We start from the raw sequence: 16,535 nt of genomic DNA on the forward strand, positions 1-16,535 counted from the left end.
ATCCCTGGACGATGCGGCGGCAGATCGTTGCCGGGGTGGCTATCCTGTACGGCAGCCCGGCGCTGCTCCTCCTGTCGGCCGTGATGATGACCGGGCTGGTCGCCGGTCGGCTGACCGTCCGTCAGGCCGGGCCGATGGCCGTCGGCGTCGCGGTGATCGTCGCAGTTCTGCTCGTCGCGGTCCGGTTCCACCTGGTCGGCATCTACTACGGCAAGCGTGGGCTGCTGATCCGACACCTGCACCGCTCCCGGCTGTTGCCCTGGGCGGAGGTGACCGGTTTCGACGTACGCCCAATGACCGTCCTCTTCGGCCTTGAGGGCCGGCAGCAGGCCGCTTGGGTGCTGACCCGGGACGGAGCCGTGGAGACGCCCGTGCGGGCGCGCGGCCCGGTGCGTCAGTTGGAGAGCTGGAGCGGCCCAGGGCTGCCCGCCGCCGACTTCAACCAGATGATGCGGCGGCTGTGTGAGGCGCACGCCGCTCAGGCCGGCGAGGGCGTGGTCGTCCGGTAGATCGCGGTCAGCCAGACGTCCAGCAGCACGTCGACCACGTCCCGCTCGGCCACCGCCGGACCGTCGCCGGCGAAGGTGGCGTACCACACCCGCTCGTTCATCGAGTTCAGCGCGATGGCGAGGTCCCGGGCGGGCAGCCCGTCCGGGGCCGCGCCGCGCCGACGCTCGCCCTCGATGGCCGCCTCGACCGCGCGTACCCAGCGCTCGAGGACCTCGGCCCAGAGCCGGCGCACCTCGGCGTTGGTGCCGCGGACCTGGGCGCAGGCCAGCACCACCGCCCGGTGACCGCCGAACGTGGCGTGGAACCGCGCGATCAACTCCCGCCAGCGGGCCCGCGGGTCCTCCGCGAGCCGGTCCAGCACGTCGCCCGCGGCGGCGTTCGCCTCCTCGGTGACCCGGTCGAGCAGGGTGAGCAGCACCGCGTCCTTCGACGAGAAGTAGAAGTAGAAGGTGGGCCGGGAGATCCCCGCGCCCTTCGCCAGGTCGTCGATGGAGATGTCGCCGAAGGCGCGTTCCCGCAGAAGCCGCTCGGCGGTGGCGAGGATCGCCACCTCCCGGTCGTCGCCGGTGGAGCGGCCGGGCCGCCGCCCGCGCGTCCGTGCGGCGCCGGTCGGCGTGCGGGCGATCGTCATCGGCCGATGCTACACCGATTCAACACCCTGTCGATCCCACTCGACATGGTGTTGACCGGGGTCGACGGCGGTGGATAGGGTCCGGTCCACTGCCGCCCCGAACGGGAGACGCCCATGGCCTCCGACCACGTCGACGTCCTCATCGTCGGTGCCGGGCTCTCCGGCGTCGGCGCCGCCGTCCACCTCCAGCGCAACTGCCCGGGGAAGACCTACGCGGTGCTCGAGGCCCGCGATGCCATCGGCGGCACCTGGGACCTGTTCCGCTACCCGGGCATCCGCTCCGACTCCGACATGTACACCCTCGGCTACTCGTTCAAGCCGTGGACGAACCCGAAGGCGATCGCCGACGGCGAGGCCATCCGGGAGTACGTGCGCGAGACCGCCCGGGAGTACGGCGTACGGGAGCACATCCGCTTCCACCACCGGGTGGTGCGCGCCGAGTGGGACAGCGGCACCGCGCGCTGGACCGTGCACGCGCACCGCGACGACACCGGCGAGGACGTCGTCCTCACCTGCGCGTTCCTGTTCACCTGCGCCGGCTACTACCGCTACGACGAGGGCTACACCCCCGACTTCCCCGGCGTCGGCCGGTACGCCGGGCAGCTGGTGCACCCGCAGCACTGGCCCGAGGACCTCGACCACGCCGGCAAGCGGGTGGTGGTGATCGGCAGCGGCGCCACCGCGGTCACCCTGGTCCCGGCGATGGCGGAGCGGGCCGCCCACGTCACCATGCTGCAGCGTTCACCCACGTACGTCATCGCGCTGCCGTCGCGCGACCCGCTCGCCGACGCGCTGCGGCGCCGGCTCCCGGCGAAGGCCGCGTACTCCCTGGTGCGCTGGAAGAACGTGCTGCTCGGGGTGGTCAACTTCCAGCTCAGCCGGCGCGCCCCCGGCCTGGTGAAGAAGTTCCTGCGCCGGGCCGCCCAGGGCCGGCTGCCGGTCGGCTACGACATCGACCGGCACTTCGCGCCCCGCTACAACCCCTGGGACCAGCGGCTCTGCGTGGTGCCCGACGGGGACCTCTTCGCCGCCGTCAGCGACGGGCGGGCCGCGGTGGTCACCGACACCATCGAGACCTTCACCGAGCGGGGCATCCGGCTCAGCTCCGGCACGGAACTGTCCGCCGACATCGTCGTCACCGCCACCGGGCTCAACCTGCTCGCCCTGGGCGGCATGACCCTCGTCGTGGACGGCACCGAGGTCGACCTGGCGCAGACGGTCGCCTACAAGGGCATGATGCTCTCCGGCGTGCCGAACTTCGCCCTGACCATCGGCTACACCAACGCCTCCTGGACGCTGAAGGCGGACCTGGTCGCCACGTACGTCTGTCGGCTGCTACGCCACCTGGACACCACCGGCCAGCAGATCGTCACCCCGGTCGCCCCCGACACCAGCGAGCTGGTGCCGCTCATCGACCTGCAGTCCGGGTACGTGCTGCGCGCCGTCGACCGGCTCCCCAAGCAGGGCCCGGCGGCGCCCTGGCGGCTGTACCAGAACTACCCCCGGGACGTGCTGCTGATGCGGCACGGCCGGCTCACCGACTCCGGCGTCCGCTTCTCCCGTGCCGACGCGCCCGCCCCCGCCGAGCCGGCCGCGCCCGTCGCCTGACCGAGAGGAGCACCGCCATGCCTGACTTCGTCTTCCCCGGCGCCACCGCAGTGGTCACCGGCGCGGCCAGCGGCATCGGTGAGGCCCTCGCGCACGGGCTGGCCCGGCGCGGCGCCGACCTGGTCCTGCTCGACCGGGACGCCACGCGGCTCGACGCCGTGGTCGCCGCGATTCGCGCCGGCCACCCCGACCGGCGGATCGAGACCCACCTCGTGGACCTCGCCGACCCTGACGCCACCGACCGGGTGGCCGCCGAGCTGCGCCGGCGGCATCCCCGGATCCGGCTGCTGATCAACAACGCCGGAGTGGCCCTGGGTGGTCGGTTCGACCAGGTCACCCTGGAGGAGTTCCTCTGGGTGATCGAGATCAACTTCCGGGCCGTGGTCCGGCTGACCCACGCGCTGCTGCCCACGCTCAAGGCGGAGCCGGGCGCCCACCTGGTCAACGTCTCCAGCCTCTTCGGGCTGATCGCGCCGCCCGGGCAGGCCGCCTACTCGGCCAGCAAGTTCGCCGTCCGCGGCTTCACCGAGGCGCTGCGGCACGAACTGGTCGACGACGGGGTGGGGGTCACCTCCGTGCACCCGGGCGGCATCCGCACCCGGATCGCGGCCAGCGCCCGGGTGGGCAGTGGCGTCCCCCGCGAGGAGTACGAGGCCGGCCGGAAGGAGTTCGAGAAGCTGCTCTCCATCGACCCGGCGAAGGCCGCCGAGGTGATCCTGCGCGGCGTCGAGCGCCGCCGGGGCCGGGTGTTGATCGGCTGGTCGGCGAAGCTGCCCGACCTGCTGGCCCGGCTCGCCCCCGCCTCGTACGGGAAGGTGCTGGCGCTGGGGATGAACCGCCGCGCGGTGCGGGTGCCGGCGCCGCGGCCCGCGTCGGAGCCGGTCGCGCCCGAGACGGAGCGCGCGCCGTGACCGTCGCCCTGCCGCCGGCCGACACCCTGACCGTGGCCGGCCGCCCGATGCGCTGCCGCGTCGTCGGTGCCGGCCCGCCCGTGGTGCTGCTGCACGGCATCGGGCGCACCCTGGAGGACTTCACCGCCCAGCACGAGCTGCTGGCCCGCGACCACCGGGTGATCAGCCTCGACCTGCCCGGCCACGGCGGCAGCGCGCCGCTGGACACGCCGCACACCCTGCCCGCCCTCGCCTCGGCCGTCGCCGGGTTCCTGGACGCCGCCGGGGTCACCGGCCCGGCGCACCTGGTCGGCAACTCCCTCGGCGGGGCGGTGGCGATGCGGCTCGCCGCCGACCAGCCGGCCCGGGCCGCGAGCCTGGTGCTCGTCAACAGCGCCGGCTTCGGTCGGGAGGTCACCGTGGCACTGCGGCTGCTCGCCCTGCGCCCGCTGGCCCGGCTGCTGCTGCGCCCGCACCCGGCGCTCGCCCGCCGCACCGAGCGGGCCATCTTCCACGACCCGGTGTACGTGACCGAGGAACGGATCGCGCTGGCCCTGGCCGTGGCCCGCCAGCCGCACGCCGCCCAGGTGATGGTGGAACTCGTCCGCAGCCTCGGCACCTGGCGGGGCGTACGGCCGCAGTGGCGCGCGGAACTGCTCGCCGCGGTGGCCGCGCTGGACCTGCCCATGCTGGTGGTCTGGGGCGACCGGGACCTGATCCTCCCCGCACGGCAGCTGGCCGCCGCCCGGGCCCGGCTGCCGAAGGCGCGGACCCACCTGTTCCCCGACACCGGGCACATGCCGCAGATCGAGCGGGCCGCGGCGTTCCACGCGCTGGTCACCGGGTTCTGGTCACACCCCGGCGGGTAGCGGCAGCGGCGTCAGCCCGCGAACTGCTCCTCGACGAGGGCCAGCAGGGACCGGTGCGTCTCCTGGTCCGCCGCCGCCAGCAGCCCACCCGCGCCGGTGTGCAGCGGCTCGCCCCGCAGGCCGGTGACCACGCAGCCGGCCGCCCGGCACAGGGCGATCCCGCTGGCGAAGTGCACGCTGTCCGCCAGGTGGCCGTCGGTCACGTACGCGGCCCGCCGGCCGGCGGCCACCCAGGCCACCGCCAGCGTGGTGGAGACCACCCGTGGCCGGAACCGCGCCCCGAACCCGGGGTGGGCGAGCAGCCGGGCGGCCTGGAACGCGGGACCGTTCGGAAACGGCGGGTCGAGGTTGACGTCCACCAGCCGCGGCCCGGCCGACGGCGTGAGGGCCTCGTCCACCCCGTCCCGGCGTACCTGGGCGGGGCCGCCGTCGGTCCAGAACACCTCACCGGTGAACGGGTCGGCCGAGGCGGCCACCACGACGTCGGCGTCGATGCGCAGCGCCACGTTCACCGCGACCAGCGGCATCCGCGCCGCGTAGTTCAGGGTGCCGCAGAGCGGGTCGACGAGCCAGGTGCGGTCGGCGTGCTCGGCACCGGTGCGTCCGCTCTCCTCCCCGATCACCGCGTCGGCGGGTCGGGCGGCGCGCAGCACGTCGAGGATCGCCTGCTCCGCCTCGAGGTCGGCGGCGGTGGCGAAGTCACCCCCCGACTTCTCCACCCGTGCCAGCGGTGCCCCGTATCGGGACCGCACCACCGCGGCCCCCGCCTCGGCCGCGGCGATCGCCACGTCCCGATCCATGATCATCATGGGTGGAGAATAGACCGGCTCCGTCCGGGAGGTGCGGGAGCGCCCGAGGCGGGAAGTAGACAGGCATGCCGGAGGTGACCCTCTTCCTCGCCGGGGACGTGATGACCGGCCGGGGCGTGGACCAGATCCTGCCCCACCCGGGGCCGCCCGCGCTGCGCGAGCAGGTCGTCACCGACGCCCGCCGCTACGTCGAGTTGGCCGAGTCCGTCTCCGGCCCGGTGCCGCGCCCGGTGCCGCCCGACTGGCCGTGGGGCGAGGCGCTGGAACTGCTGAACGCGCTGCGCCCGGACGCCCGGATCGTCAACCTGGAGACGTCGGTGACCGGCCGCGGTGAGTACGCCCCCGGCAAGGGCATCCACTACCGGATGCACCCGGCGAACCTGGCCTGCCTCACCGCCGCCCGGCTCGACGTCTGCGCGCTGGCCAACAACCACGTCCTCGACTTCGGCCCCACCGGGCTCGCCGACACCCTCGACGCCCTGCGAGCGGCGGGCATCCGGACAGCCGGCGCCGGCCGGGACGCCGACGAGGCGTGGCGGCCCGCGGTGGTACGCCTCACCGGCGGCCACCGGCTGCTGGTCTGGTCGGTGGGCGCCCCGTCCAGCGGGGTGTACCCACCGTGGGCGGCGGCCGACGGGCGACCCGGGGTGGCGTACCTGCCGGAGATCTCGGTCGCGTCGGCCGAGGCGGTGGCCGGCCGGATCGCCCGCGAGGCCCGGCCGGGCGACCTGGTGCTGGTTTCGGTGCACTGGGGGTCGAACTGGGGCCACGAGGTGCCGGACGAGCACGTCCGCTTCGCGCACGCCCTGGTCGACGCCGGGGTGCACGTGGTCCACGGCCACTCGTCGCACCACCCCCGGCCGGTCGAGCGCTACCGGGGACGGCTCGTCCTGTACGGCTGCGGGGATCTGATCGACGACTACGAGGGGATCGGCGGGCAGGAGTCGTACCGGCCGGAGCTGCGCCTGCTGCACCTGCCCACGCTCGACGCGGAGACCGGCGAGCTGCGCCGGCTGCGGCTGGTGCCGGTGCGGATGCGACGGATGCGGCTGCAGCGGGCCGCCCCGGAGGAGGCCCGCTGGCTGGCGGACCTGCTCGACGGGCTCGGCGCCCCGTATCGGACCCAGTTCGCGCTCGACGACGACATGATCGCCCTGCGTCCGGCCTGAGCGGGTGGGCTGGGTCACCTTCGCGGGGGCGAAGGGACGTGCCGGGCGACCAGGGACGCATCATAGATACATGACGCATCCCACGGTCTCGGCGCGCACCGCCGGGGCCTCGGCCGCGGAGCGGGCGTACCAGCACCTCAAGCGGGCCATCCTGGAGCAGGTCTACCCGGGCGGCCAGCTGATCAGCGAGGGCGAGATCGCCGAGGCGGCTGGAGTCTCCCGCACCCCCGCCCGGGAAGCGCTGCTGCGCCTGGAGGCCGAGGGACTGGTCGCCCTCTACCCGAAGCGCGGCGCGCTGATCCGGCCGGTCTCCGCCCGGGAGATCACCGACGTCATCGAGGCCCGCCGCCTGGTCGAGCTGCACGCCGCCGAGCGGGTCTGGCCCCGCCGGGCCGAGATCAGGGCCGACCTGGCCCGCTGGCTCGACGAGATGCGCCGCGCGCACGCCGCCGGCGACGTCACCGCCCTGATGGCCGCCGACCGGGCCTTCCACGCCACCGTCGTCGAGGCGGCCGGCAACGAGATCCTCGCCGAGCTGTACCAGCGGCTGCGCGACCGGCAGCTCCGGATGGGCGAGGCCAGCTTCCGCCTCTCGCCGGACTGGGCCGAGGTGGTGCTCGCCGAGCACGCCGGCCAACTCGCCGCGCTCGACGGCGACGACCCGCAGGTCTGGCTCGACGCCGTCGGCGCGCACGTCGACAACGCCGCGACCGTGCTGCGGACGCTGCGGTGAGCCCCGCCACCCGTACGGTCGCCCCGCGCCGCCCCGCCGCCCTGGTCTTCGCGGTCGCCGTCACCGCGTACGTGGCCGCCGTCTTCCACCGCAGCTCGCTCGGCGTCACCGGGGTCGACGCGGCGGACCGCTTCCACATCAACGCCGCCGCCCTGGCCACCTTCTCCGTCGCCCAACTCGCCGTGTACGCGGCCATGCAGGTGCCGGTCGGGGTGCTGCTCGACCGGTTCGGCTCCCGCCGGCTGCTGGTCGCCGGCGGCGCGCTCATGGTCGCCGGCCAGCTCTGCTTCGCCCTCGCCACCGACGTCCGGCTCGCCGTCGCCGCCCGCGTGCTGGTCGGCCTCGGCGACGCGATGACCTTCATCAGCGTGCTGCGGATCGTGGCGTTCTGGTTCCCCGGGCGGCGCAACCCGCTGCTGGTGCAGCTCACCGGCACCATCGGGCAGCTCGGCGCGGTGCTCGGCGCCGTACCCCTGGTGGCGCTGCTGCACCACGCCGGCTGGACGCCCGCGTTCCTCACCTCGGCGGCGCTCGGCGTGACCGTGCTGCTGCTGGTCCTCGTCGCGGTCCGGGACACCCCGCACGCCGAACACACCGCCGCCGTCGCCCCCGACCTGGCCACCGTACGCCGGCAGCTCGCCGACGCCTGGGCCCAGCCGGGCACCCGCCTCGGCCTGTGGAGCCACTTCGTCACCCAGTTCTCCGGCTCGGTCTTCGCGCTGCTCTGGGGCTACCCGTTCCTGGTCCAGGGGCAGGGCTTCTCGCCCACCGCGGCGGCGTCCCTGCTCACCCTGATGACCGTGGCGACCCTGGTCTGCGGGCCGGTGATCGCGCACCTGTGCGCCCGGCACCCGTTCCACCGCTCGGTGGTGGTCTTCGCCATCACGGCGGCCACCGCCGCCGTCTGGGCGGTCGTGCTGGCCTGGCCGGGACGCGCGCCGCACTGGCTGCTGGTCGCCCTCGTCGTCGTCCTGGCGGTCAACGGCCCCGGCTCGGTCATCGGCTTCGACTACGCGCGCACCTTCAACCCGGTGCACCGGATCGGCAGCGCCACCGGGATCGTCAACGTCGGCGGGTTCGTCGCCTCGATCCTGCTGATCCTGGCCGTCGGCGTGGTGCTCGACCTGGCCACGCCGGCCGGCCGCGGCACCCCGCCGCTGGACGCGTTCCGCTGGGCGTTCGCCGTGCAGTACCTGCTGTGGGGTCTCGGCGCGGTGCAGGTGCTGCGCTACCGCAACGCCGCCCGCCGCCGGTACGCGGCCGAGCCCACCGCCACCGCGGTGCCCGCGCCGGCCGGCGCCTGATCGGCCGGTCGCCCGGCGTCCGGTGCCGCCGTCCGCAGGGCGACCACGCCGCCGCGGGGGCCGCTCAGAGGCGCTTGCGGCGGTGGGTGAGTGAGTCCAGCACCAGGGTCAGCCCGGCGCCGACCAGCCAGACGTCCTTGGCCAGGCCGATCCCCGCCTGGCTCGGGCGCAGGCTGTTCTGCTCCCGCATGCCGGGCGTCTTCAGGTAGAGCTGCACCAGGCCGGCGCCGAACGCGGTCAGGCCCGCACCGGCCAGCAGCGAGGGCACGAACGGGGCTAGCAGCGCGGCGCCCAGGGCCATCTCCGCCCGGGACAGCAGCTTGGCGAACCGGTCCGGCTCGAACTGCTGCAGCTGGGGGATCGCCCCGACCGCCATGCCGTGCATCCCGGCGGCGGCCTCGCCCTCCAGGCTCCGCTTGCCGAGCCCGGAATTCAGGATGAACGCGCCGATGGCCAGCCGCAGCGGCGCATGCGTCAGCTTCATGATCACTCCCGTCGGTGCCGGACAACCCGGGCCCCCGCGTACCCGGCGACGCGCCGGATAACCCGCCTCACACCGGCCAGCCCGGCGGTGGTGATCGGCGGTAGGTTCGCTCCAGGGACGTGATCGTCGACGGCAGGAGGGGCCAGTGAGCCAGGAAGTCCGGGGAGTCGTGTCGCGGCGCAAGGGCGCGCCGGTGGAGGTCACCACGATCGTGGTGCCCGACCCGGGGCCGGGAGAGGCGGTGGTCCGCGTCCAGTCCTGCGGGGTGTGCCACACCGACCTGCACTACCGCGAGGGCGGCATCACCGACGAGTACCCGTTCCTGCTCGGCCACGAGGCGGCCGGCATCGTCGAGCAGGTGGGGGAGGGGGTCACCGACGTGGCCCCCGGCGACTTCGTGGTGCTCAACTGGCGGGCGGTCTGCGGCCAGTGCCGGGCCTGCCGCCGGGGCCGCCCGTGGTACTGCTTCAACACCCACAACGCCGCGCGGAAGATGACCCTCACCGACGGCACCGAACTCAGCCCCGCCCTCGGCATCGGCGCGTTCGCCGAGAAGACCCTCGTCCACGCCGGGCAGTGCACCAAGGTCGACCCGGCCGCCCGGCCCGCCGCCGTCGGTCTGCTCGGCTGCGGCGTGATGGCCGGCCTCGGCGCGGCGATGAACACCGGCCAGGTGACCCGCGGCGACTCGGTCGCGGTGATCGGCTGCGGCGGCGTCGGTGACGCGGCGGTCGCCGGGGCGGCCCTGGCCGGGGCGACGACGATCATCGCGGTGGACACCGACTCCCGCAAGCTCGACTGGGCCCGCAAATTCGGCGCCACCCACACGGTCAACGCCTCGGACGAGGATCCGGTCGAGGCGATCCGCGCCGCCACCGGCGGCTTCGGCGCCGACGTGGTCATCGACGCGGTGGGCCGCCCGGAGACCTGGAAGCAGGCCTTCTACGCCCGCGACCTGGCCGGCACGGTGGTGCTGGTAGGCGTGCCCACCCCGGACATGAAGATCGAGCTGCCGCTGCTGGACGTGTTCGGCCGCGGCGGCGCGCTCAAGTCCAGCTGGTACGGCGACTGCCTGCCCAGCCGCGACTTCCCGATGCTCACCGAGCTGTACCGGCAGGGCCGCCTCGACCTGGACGCGTTCGTCACCGAGGAGATCGCCCTCGACCAGGTCGAGGAGGCGTTCACCCGGATGCACCACGGTGACGTGCTCCGCTCGGTGGTGGTCTTCCCGTGACCGCCCGCGTCGACCACACCGTCACCTCTGGCACGTTCTCCGTGGACGGGCAGACCTTCGACGTCGACAACAACGTCTGGGTGGTCGGCGACGACGCCGAGTGCGTCGTCGTCGACGCGCCGCACGACGTGGCCGCCGTCCGCAAGGTCGTCGGCGACCGCCGGGTCGTCGCCATCCTGGCCACCCACGCGCACGACGACCACGTACGGGTCGCGCCCGAGCTGGCCCGGGCCACCGGCGCCCCGGTGCTGCTGCACCCCGCCGACCGGGTGCTCTGGGACCTCGTCCACCCGGACACCCCACCCGACGGGGAGCTGACCGACGGCCAGACCATCGCGGTCGGCGGCACCACGCTGCGCGTGCTGCACACCCCCGGGCACAGCCCGGGTGCGTGCAGCCTGCACGCCGCCGACCTCGGCGCCGTCTTCACCGGCGACACCCTCTTCGCCGGCGGGCCCGGCGCCACCGGCCGCTCCTACAGCGACTTCGGCACCATCATCGAGTCGATCCGGACCCGGCTGCTCACCCTGCCGCCGCAGACCGTGGTCCACACCGGACACGGCGACGACACCACCATCGGCGCCGAGGCGCCGCACCTCGACGAGTGGATCGCCCGCGGCCACTGAGCCGGCGGCGCCCGGCCGGGTCGCCGACCCGGCCGGGCGCCGCCGGCATCAGCGCTCGCCGTCCAGCACCGGCTTGAGGTCGAGTACGGGCGTGCCGTCCACCGCCTCCAGGTCGGCCACCCGCACCCGCAGTCCGGTCACCTCCCGTACCCGCACCCGGTGCAGCCCGATCGGGTTCGGCCGGTGCGGCGAGCGGGTGCCGAACACCCCGGTTTCCGGGCGGGACCGATCGCCCCGCGGGTGCACCACGAGCACGTCCCGCTGCGCCCGGTCCAGCCAGGTCAGCACCAGCAGGTCCGCGCCGGGCGCCAGGCCGCGCAGCGCCGGGGCGTACGCCTCGTCGAAGACCAGCCACGCCTCCGGCGCCCCCTCGTCGCCCTGCTTGGGCGCCAGCGCCGGATCGGTCAGCGGGGACTCGACCCGGCCGACGGGCCGCAGCGCGTACCCGGCGCCGGACTCATGAGTGTGCATCAGTACAAGCTCGCACAGGGCGTGCCCGATCACCAGGCCGCGCGGCCGCGGCAGCACCGCGAACTGCGCCGCCGGCGGGTGGCCCGACCTGGGCGCGGCCGTCGTGCCGGCCCGGCGTCACCGGGGCGGAACGTGCTCCGGGTTGGAGCGGGTGGTCACCTCCGCGGGGTGAGCGGCCGGTCGCACTCGACGCAGTGCATGACGGCCCGGCCGCTCCGCCGCAGCCGTCGTGCGCGGCGAGCCGAGGCGGGCCGGCCGGGCCGGCGACGTGCAGGTCCCCCGCGCGCCGCTGCGGTGACCGCCCCACGGCCTGCCGCCGACCGGCTGGGCGATCCGCTGCGGAGCGACGCGGGCTGCGCCGATCGGTTCGTCGGCGCCGTGCGGGACTCGGCACGGGTCGCCGCCGGCGCCGCCGGTGAGGGGCACGGGTGGGGCCCAGCGCCGACGAGGGCGGCGGTGCGGGGGACGTGGGGTCGACGTCAGCCGTGGACGGCGCTGACCGCCCGCCGGCGTGCGCGCTCCCGCCGCAGCGCCGACTGCCGGGCGTCCAGCAACGCGAGCAGTACGGGCGGGTCGACGATCCGCATGGGCTGGAGCGACAGCTCGACCTCCAGGAAGCTGTTCCGGGTGATCAGCAGGGGCCCGATGCTGCCGACCCAGGTGGCCTCCGCCGCCGGCACCGCCTCCTCGTCGGGCCCGACCGAGTGGGCCAGCAGGTGCCAGGTTCCGGCCGGTACCGGGTCGAGCGTGAACGGTCCCGGAGTGTCGAGGATGCGGCACTGCACGGGCCGGCCCTCGGGGATCCGCTGCGGGAACATGCCCACGAAGACCCGGCTGGTGGGCAGCCCGGGGGCGCCGGTGATCCGCCCGCGTACCGTCCCTCTCGGACGGTTGGCGACCGCATGCCCATCGGCGATGGGAACGTGGGTGGTGAATCCCCCCAGCCGCCGGTACCGGGTGGGTGACAGGCCGACGCTCCGGGTGAACCGCGAGCTGAACGTCCCGACGCTGGAGTAGCCGACTTGTAGGCTCACGTCCGCGACACTGAGCGAGGTGGACCTCAGCAGGCGCTTGGCCTGCTGCAGTCGCAGGGCGAAGAGGAACCGCCCGGGCGAGACTCCGGTGGCTCGCTGGAAGATACGGGAAAAATGGAACTTGCTGAACAGGGCTGTCTTTGCCATGTCGTCAATGGTCAATTGATTTGCAAGATTCTCCTGCATGTATTCAATGACTCGTTCGGCAGCCCTCACACACGGATCCTTCAAAGCCTCCCCCTTGCCGAAACGGCGGAACGGTGGCTCGTCGACGCATTGTCCTACCCATTCGGAAATGTTGGCACGGCGAATCCGCCGCCACTGGAGGCGGCCTATCCGCTCCTATCCGATGGGCCCGAGCAATTGGCGTCTGCCACTGTCCTGGCGCCGAGCCGATGCTAGCGGGGGCTCACTGACCGGTGCAACATCCAGCGCGACGAGCAGACTACCGTCGGTGACGGCTGGAGCCGGCCGCTGGGGTGACAGAGTGCGACGACGTGGCGGTCCGGCGGCTGAAGATGATGATTTATGGCTTCTATTCTTCGCTCGGCAACGATTCGGTGAAGTGTCCTTAATGGTTACTGGGATCGCTTCCAATGGCCGGCACGGCGGTGTCGTATATTTGTCAGAAGTCTTCCCCGCCCATCGATCTGGCTCGATGCATATCCCGACACCCGGTAGGTGTGGTGGGTTTGCGACAGCAACCGTCAGGTGTCGCCTGCCTGAAGGGTGGCTGTCGGCCGCGCGTACTGCGCCTAGCCAGGCTCAATGCGCGCCGCGGCCGCGTCGCCTTCCATTTCGGACCCCAGGCCGCCATGGTCGGTTTGCGCGGGTTCCCGGATGGGTGAGGGCCGCCACGGTCGACCGGCGCTGGCGGTCGCGTCGGCCAAGCGCTGGCACCCGCCCCGGGCAGGTGAACGAACCCTCGCCGAATGCCGAGTCGTCGCTCCCGAGCTCTTCTCCGAGGGCGCCGACGGGCTGGCGTGGCAGCATCTCGACAGTTCCAGCGGAGCGGCAGCGGGCGGCGGTCGGGTCGAGGCGCGGCCGGCTCGGCCGGGCGCGGGATGAGACGACGGTGACGGTACGCTGCCGCCACCGGTATCTCGCCCTATGTGCAAACGATGGTGGCGCGGAAAGGTTACGGTCCGTTGCGAACCTGGCACGCTTGAGCAACATTGAAGAAGGTCCCGGCGGGGTGCGGGCCGGTGGGGGCCGCGCCGGACGCCGCCACGGTCGCCGGGCCCCGCCCCACGCCGAGGCCGTGATCGATGGCGTCGCCGCGCAGCTCACATTTCCGTTTGGCGGAGCGCCGCCGGGCCGCGACTAGGATCGGCTGCCATGACCGCACAGGGAGACCACCGGCCGCCGACCGTCCGCCAGTTGCGTCTCGTCGTCGAGGCCGACGACTACGACGCCGCGGTCGCCTTCTTCCGGGACGCCCTGGGCCTGCCCGAACAAGCGGCGTACTCCGGCGGCGACGGCGCCCGGGTGGTGATCCTGGACGCCGGCCGGGCCACCCTGGAGCTGGCCAACCCCGCGCAGAAGCGGATGATCGACGAGGTGGAGGTCGGCCGACAGGTCGCGCCGCGGTTGCGGGTGGCGTTCGAAGTGGATGACAGCCGCGCGGTGACCGACCGCCTGGTCGCCGCCGGCGCCACGGAGGTCGCCCCGCCGACGGTCACCCCGTGGCAGTCGCTCAACGCCCGCCTCGACGGACCGGCCGGCCTGCACCTCACCGTCTTCCAGGAACTGCTGACGCCAGAGGAGCGCGGCACCCGGGACGGGTTCGGCACCGGCGCCTGACAGGTGGAAATACGCCTGCGGAGCGGCCCACCCGCAGGCCATACTCGCGGCCGTGTCCGACCCCGCCGCCCCACCCGTGCTGACCCCGGCACAGATCATCGCCCTGCGGCGCGTCCGTGACGTGGCGCTGCGGGACCGGCCCGCGGCGCTGGCCGCCATCGCCCGACACCTCGCTGGCTCGGGTACGGCGTACCGGACCGACGAGGTCGTGGCGGCGGTGGCCGCGCACGGGCGGTTGACGCTGAACTTCCACCCGGACCGGCTGCTGCGCGACGGCCGCACAGTGGCCGAGGCGCTCGACCGGGAGGGCATCTACCGCAGCCAGTTCGAAACCGGCATCTCCAACGGGGGACTGACCGCATTCCCCGGCGGTGACCGGGACCGCTGGGAGGAGACGCTCTTCGGCGGGGCGTACCAGCGGCCTGGCGTGCTCCCCGCGGAGCGCCCGAAGTACGGCGGCCTGAACCTGCTGGACCACGCCGACGGCGCGTGCCCCCGGTTCGGCTCCTGCCACCTGCGGCTGCGCCCCGCTACCCTGGCCCGAACCACCTTCAGCTTCGGCGACAGCCACACGCAGCCGACGGACTTCGGCACCCTCGAGATCTTCGAGCCGGTGCTCGCGGCATTGCTGACGGCCACCGCCGGCACCGGGACTAGCCTCGGTGTGGCCGGCATGGACACCGACAGCCTGCTGCGGGCGCTGTTGCGCCGCGGCGAGCGGGAGTCGGGAACGGTCGGGCGCGCCCTGGACGACTACATCGAGGCGCAGATCCACGGCGACGTGAGCCTCGCCCACGACGTCGAGGCCCTGGTGGTCGACCCGTCGTTCCGCGGCACCGAGGTGGGCGGGATCCTCGCCGGCATCGCCCGGCGGCATGGCTTCCCGCTGCGCTGGCACGCCGGCTTCGCGCTGCCGGTCGACGGCATCGACGCCGAATTCCGGGGTCCGGCGATCCCGCCGCTGGCCGCGCGGGTGCACGCGGAGTTCGCCCGCCCGGGAGAGCCCGTCGACGCCGCCCTGATCGGCCGGGCCGCCGCCTCGGTGGTGCGGGAGCCGGACCGGTGGGCCGACCGGGGACCGGTCGAGGTCACCCTCCAGCACCTCAAGCAGCTCTGGCACGTCCTCGTCCGGTTCGGTACCCCGCCAGCCGGCTGAGCGCTGGGTGCTCGTCTCGCGCAAGCGGTCGCCAGTTGCCCTTTTCGGGAATTGTCCTCCGGTTTGCTACGCCTTGGGGTTGCCGTCCTTGACGCTGAGTGACCTGGACCGCAGCCGCCCACCACCCCGGCATTTCCGGAATGACCGACACGTCAACCTGGTTGTGTCCCCCATACCGCCGGAACGTAAACCCGTACCGGTCAGTAGTTCCCCCGAGGCTCGCTCACCCCGGAGCGCGTCGTAACGATCGAAAGGGCAACCATCGTGAAGCAACACTTCACTCGATGGCTCCCGGCCATCGCCAAAACCGCCCAAGGCAAGACCGAACTCGTCGCCCGCCGGCTCCCCGCCCTCGCGAAGACCGCGCAGGCCGAACTTGTCGCCCGCCGGCTCCCCGCCCTCGCGAAGACCGCACAGGAGAAGGCCGAGTTCGTCACCCGCTCGCTTCCCGACCTCACCAGGACCCCGCGCCGTAAGGCCGCCCTGAGCATCGCGGGCGTGGCCGCCCTCGGTGGGCTGGCCATCGGTCCCAGCGCCTTCGCCGCGCCGGTCACCACCGGCCCGCACGCCGGCGCTGTCGCCGCCATCGACATGGCGACCGGCAAGAAGACCGCCACGGTCGAGTCCGGTCTCACCACCGGCAGCGACAAGGTCGCCAGCAAGGGCGACCGCCCCAGCCGGGACGAACTCATCCCGCACGGCGTCGAGGGCGCCCAGTCGCGCATCCCGCTCGACGACGCGCAGGTCGACAACGCCAAGGCCATCGTCAAGGCGGCCAAGGAGACCGGCGTGGGGGAGCGGGGCGCCGTGATCGGCGTCGCGACCTCGCTGCAGGAGTCGAAGCTGTACAACCTCGGCCACCTGGGTACGTACAACGACCATGACTCGGAGGGCCTGTTCCAGCAGCGCCCGTCGGTTGGTTGGGGTACGCCCGAGCAGATCACCGACCCGGACTACGCGTCCAAGGCGTTCTTCAACGCGCTGAAGAACGTCGGCGACTGGCAGGACCTGCCGCTGACCACGGCCGCGCAGACCGTGCAGGTGTCCGCCTACCCGTACGCGTACGCGCAGTGGGAGGAGCAGGCGGCGGACATCGTCCAGCAGCTCTGGTGACCTCCTGCACCTTTTGCGAACCGGCCGGTCCCCCCCTTTGGGGGCCGGCCGGTTTCGTCTGCTTCTGGCTCTGGCTGGGTTTGGGGTGTGG

17 protein-coding genes are annotated in these 16,535 nt (G+C 73.6%); 12 read left to right on the plus strand and 5 right to left on the minus strand.

The window, feature by feature from the left end; translation table 11 throughout:
- Positions 1-35: 35 nt before the first annotated feature.
- Complete coding sequence (locus ACY34I_RS29385) at positions 36-509, plus strand: hypothetical protein (RefSeq protein WP_462758296.1); 474 nt, start codon at positions 36-38, stop codon at positions 507-509.
- Here the strand turns inward: ACY34I_RS29385 and ACY34I_RS29390 are convergent.
- Positions 479-1,141 (minus strand): TetR/AcrR family transcriptional regulator, encoded by a 663-nt coding sequence (locus tag ACY34I_RS29390; protein ID WP_462758298.1) that lies wholly within the window; start codon positions 1,139-1,141, stop codon positions 479-481. The two genes, ACY34I_RS29385 and ACY34I_RS29390, sit on opposite strands and share 31 nt — an antisense overlap.
- 114 nt (positions 1,142-1,255) lie before the next feature.
- On the opposite strand from ACY34I_RS29390, the gene ACY34I_RS29395 reads away from it, so the two are divergent.
- Genes ACY34I_RS29395 through ACY34I_RS29405 form a run of 3 tightly spaced genes read left to right on the plus strand, consistent with a single transcriptional unit; the run spans position 1,256 to position 4,508 of the window.
- The gene (locus tag ACY34I_RS29395) at positions 1,256-2,749 is read left to right on the plus strand and encodes a flavin-containing monooxygenase (protein ID WP_462758300.1); all 1,494 of its coding nucleotides are present in this window, start codon (positions 1,256-1,258) and stop codon (positions 2,747-2,749) included.
- A gap of 17 nt (positions 2,750-2,766) precedes the next feature.
- Complete coding sequence (locus ACY34I_RS29400; protein ID WP_462758301.1) at positions 2,767-3,660, plus strand: SDR family NAD(P)-dependent oxidoreductase; 894 nt, start codon at positions 2,767-2,769, stop codon at positions 3,658-3,660.
- A complete protein-coding gene (locus tag ACY34I_RS29405; RefSeq protein ID WP_462758302.1) occupies positions 3,657-4,508 on the plus strand; it encodes an alpha/beta fold hydrolase in 852 nt (283 codons plus the stop codon). The genes ACY34I_RS29400 and ACY34I_RS29405 overlap by 4 nt, the downstream gene beginning before the upstream one ends.
- Before the next feature lie 11 nt (positions 4,509-4,519).
- On the opposite strand, the gene ACY34I_RS29410 is transcribed toward ACY34I_RS29405, so the two are convergent.
- A complete protein-coding gene (locus ACY34I_RS29410; RefSeq protein WP_462758303.1) occupies positions 4,520-5,317 on the minus strand; it encodes an inositol monophosphatase family protein in 798 nt (265 codons plus the stop codon).
- 65 nt (positions 5,318-5,382) lie between these two features.
- Here ACY34I_RS29410 and ACY34I_RS29415 point away from each other — a divergent pair, with 65 nt between their 5' ends.
- From ACY34I_RS29415 to ACY34I_RS29425, 3 genes are all read left to right on the plus strand, one after another.
- Positions 5,383-6,486 (plus strand): CapA family protein, encoded by a 1,104-nt coding sequence (locus ACY34I_RS29415; protein ID WP_462758304.1) that lies wholly within the window; start codon positions 5,383-5,385, stop codon positions 6,484-6,486.
- A 70-nt stretch (positions 6,487-6,556) separates the two neighbouring features.
- The gene (locus ACY34I_RS29420; RefSeq protein ID WP_462758305.1) at positions 6,557-7,219 is read left to right on the plus strand and encodes a GntR family transcriptional regulator; all 663 of its coding nucleotides are present in this window, start codon (positions 6,557-6,559) and stop codon (positions 7,217-7,219) included.
- Positions 7,216-8,523 (plus strand): MFS transporter, encoded by a 1,308-nt coding sequence (locus ACY34I_RS29425; protein WP_462758306.1) that lies wholly within the window; start codon positions 7,216-7,218, stop codon positions 8,521-8,523. Before ACY34I_RS29420 ends, ACY34I_RS29425 begins: the two co-directional genes overlap by 4 nt.
- Before the next feature lie 64 nt (positions 8,524-8,587).
- Here the strand turns inward: ACY34I_RS29425 and ACY34I_RS29430 are convergent, their stop codons facing one another.
- Positions 8,588-9,007, minus strand: coding sequence for a hypothetical protein (locus ACY34I_RS29430; protein ID WP_462758307.1), 420 nt, complete (start codon positions 9,005-9,007; stop codon positions 8,588-8,590).
- 145 nt (positions 9,008-9,152) lie between these two features.
- On the opposite strand from ACY34I_RS29430, the gene ACY34I_RS29435 reads away from it, so the two are divergent.
- Entirely contained in the window at positions 9,153-10,241 is a 1,089-nt protein-coding gene (locus ACY34I_RS29435; protein WP_462758308.1) for an S-(hydroxymethyl)mycothiol dehydrogenase, read from the plus strand.
- Positions 10,238-10,867: an MBL fold metallo-hydrolase gene (locus ACY34I_RS29440; RefSeq protein ID WP_462758309.1), complete on the plus strand. Its 630-nt coding sequence runs from the start codon at positions 10,238-10,240 to the stop codon at positions 10,865-10,867. The genes ACY34I_RS29435 and ACY34I_RS29440 overlap by 4 nt, the downstream gene beginning before the upstream one ends.
- 48 nt (positions 10,868-10,915) lie before the next feature.
- Here the strand turns inward: ACY34I_RS29440 and tsaA are convergent, their stop codons facing one another.
- A complete protein-coding gene (gene tsaA, locus ACY34I_RS29445; protein WP_148801393.1) occupies positions 10,916-11,338 on the minus strand; it encodes a tRNA (N6-threonylcarbamoyladenosine(37)-N6)-methyltransferase TrmO in 423 nt (140 codons plus the stop codon).
- A gap of 479 nt (positions 11,339-11,817) precedes the next feature.
- Complete coding sequence (locus ACY34I_RS29450; protein WP_462758310.1) at positions 11,818-12,558, minus strand: AraC family transcriptional regulator; 741 nt, start codon at positions 12,556-12,558, stop codon at positions 11,818-11,820.
- Positions 12,559-13,710: 1,152 nt separating this feature from the next.
- Here ACY34I_RS29450 and ACY34I_RS29455 point away from each other — a divergent pair.
- The 3 genes from ACY34I_RS29455 to ACY34I_RS29465 all read left to right on the plus strand — a co-directional run bounded on the left by ACY34I_RS29455 (position 13,711) and on the right by ACY34I_RS29465 (position 16,444).
- Positions 13,711-14,175 carry a VOC family protein gene (locus ACY34I_RS29455; protein WP_462758311.1) on the plus strand — a complete coding sequence of 155 codons (465 nt, stop codon included), beginning with the start codon at positions 13,711-13,713 and terminating at the stop codon, positions 14,173-14,175.
- Positions 14,176-14,227: 52 nt separating this feature from the next.
- On the plus strand, positions 14,228-15,331 hold the full coding sequence (locus ACY34I_RS29460) for a DUF3626 domain-containing protein (protein WP_462758312.1): 1,104 nt from the start codon (positions 14,228-14,230) through the stop codon (positions 15,329-15,331).
- Positions 15,332-15,595: 264 nt separating this feature from the next.
- On the plus strand, positions 15,596-16,444 hold the full coding sequence (locus ACY34I_RS29465; protein WP_462758314.1) for a hypothetical protein: 849 nt from the start codon (positions 15,596-15,598) through the stop codon (positions 16,442-16,444).
- The last annotated feature ends 91 nt before the right edge of the window (positions 16,445-16,535 follow it).

This window comes from Micromonospora sp. RTBAU3-60, from assembly GCF_054963695.1.

Coding starts and splice junctions, on each gene's coding strand:
- ACY34I_RS29390 (WP_462758298.1), bottom strand. CDS start 1,141: ATGACGATCGCCCGCACGCCGACCGGCGCCGCACGGACGCGCGGGCGG.
- ACY34I_RS29395 (WP_462758300.1), top strand. CDS start 1,256: ATGGCCTCCGACCACGTCGACGTCCTCATCGTCGGTGCCGGGCTCTCC.
- ACY34I_RS29400 (WP_462758301.1), top strand. CDS start 2,767: ATGCCTGACTTCGTCTTCCCCGGCGCCACCGCAGTGGTCACCGGCGCG.
- ACY34I_RS29410 (WP_462758303.1), bottom strand. CDS start 5,317: ATGATGATCATGGATCGGGACGTGGCGATCGCCGCGGCCGAGGCGGGG.
- ACY34I_RS29415 (WP_462758304.1), top strand. CDS start 5,383: ATGCCGGAGGTGACCCTCTTCCTCGCCGGGGACGTGATGACCGGCCGG.
- ACY34I_RS29420 (WP_462758305.1), top strand. CDS start 6,557: ATGACGCATCCCACGGTCTCGGCGCGCACCGCCGGGGCCTCGGCCGCG.
- ACY34I_RS29430 (WP_462758307.1), bottom strand. CDS start 9,007: ATGAAGCTGACGCATGCGCCGCTGCGGCTGGCCATCGGCGCGTTCATC.
- tsaA (WP_148801393.1), bottom strand. CDS start 11,338: ATGCACACTCATGAGTCCGGCGCCGGGTACGCGCTGCGGCCCGTCGGC.
- ACY34I_RS29450 (WP_462758310.1), bottom strand. CDS start 12,558: ATGCAGGAGAATCTTGCAAATCAATTGACCATTGACGACATGGCAAAG.
- ACY34I_RS29455 (WP_462758311.1), top strand. CDS start 13,711: ATGACCGCACAGGGAGACCACCGGCCGCCGACCGTCCGCCAGTTGCGT.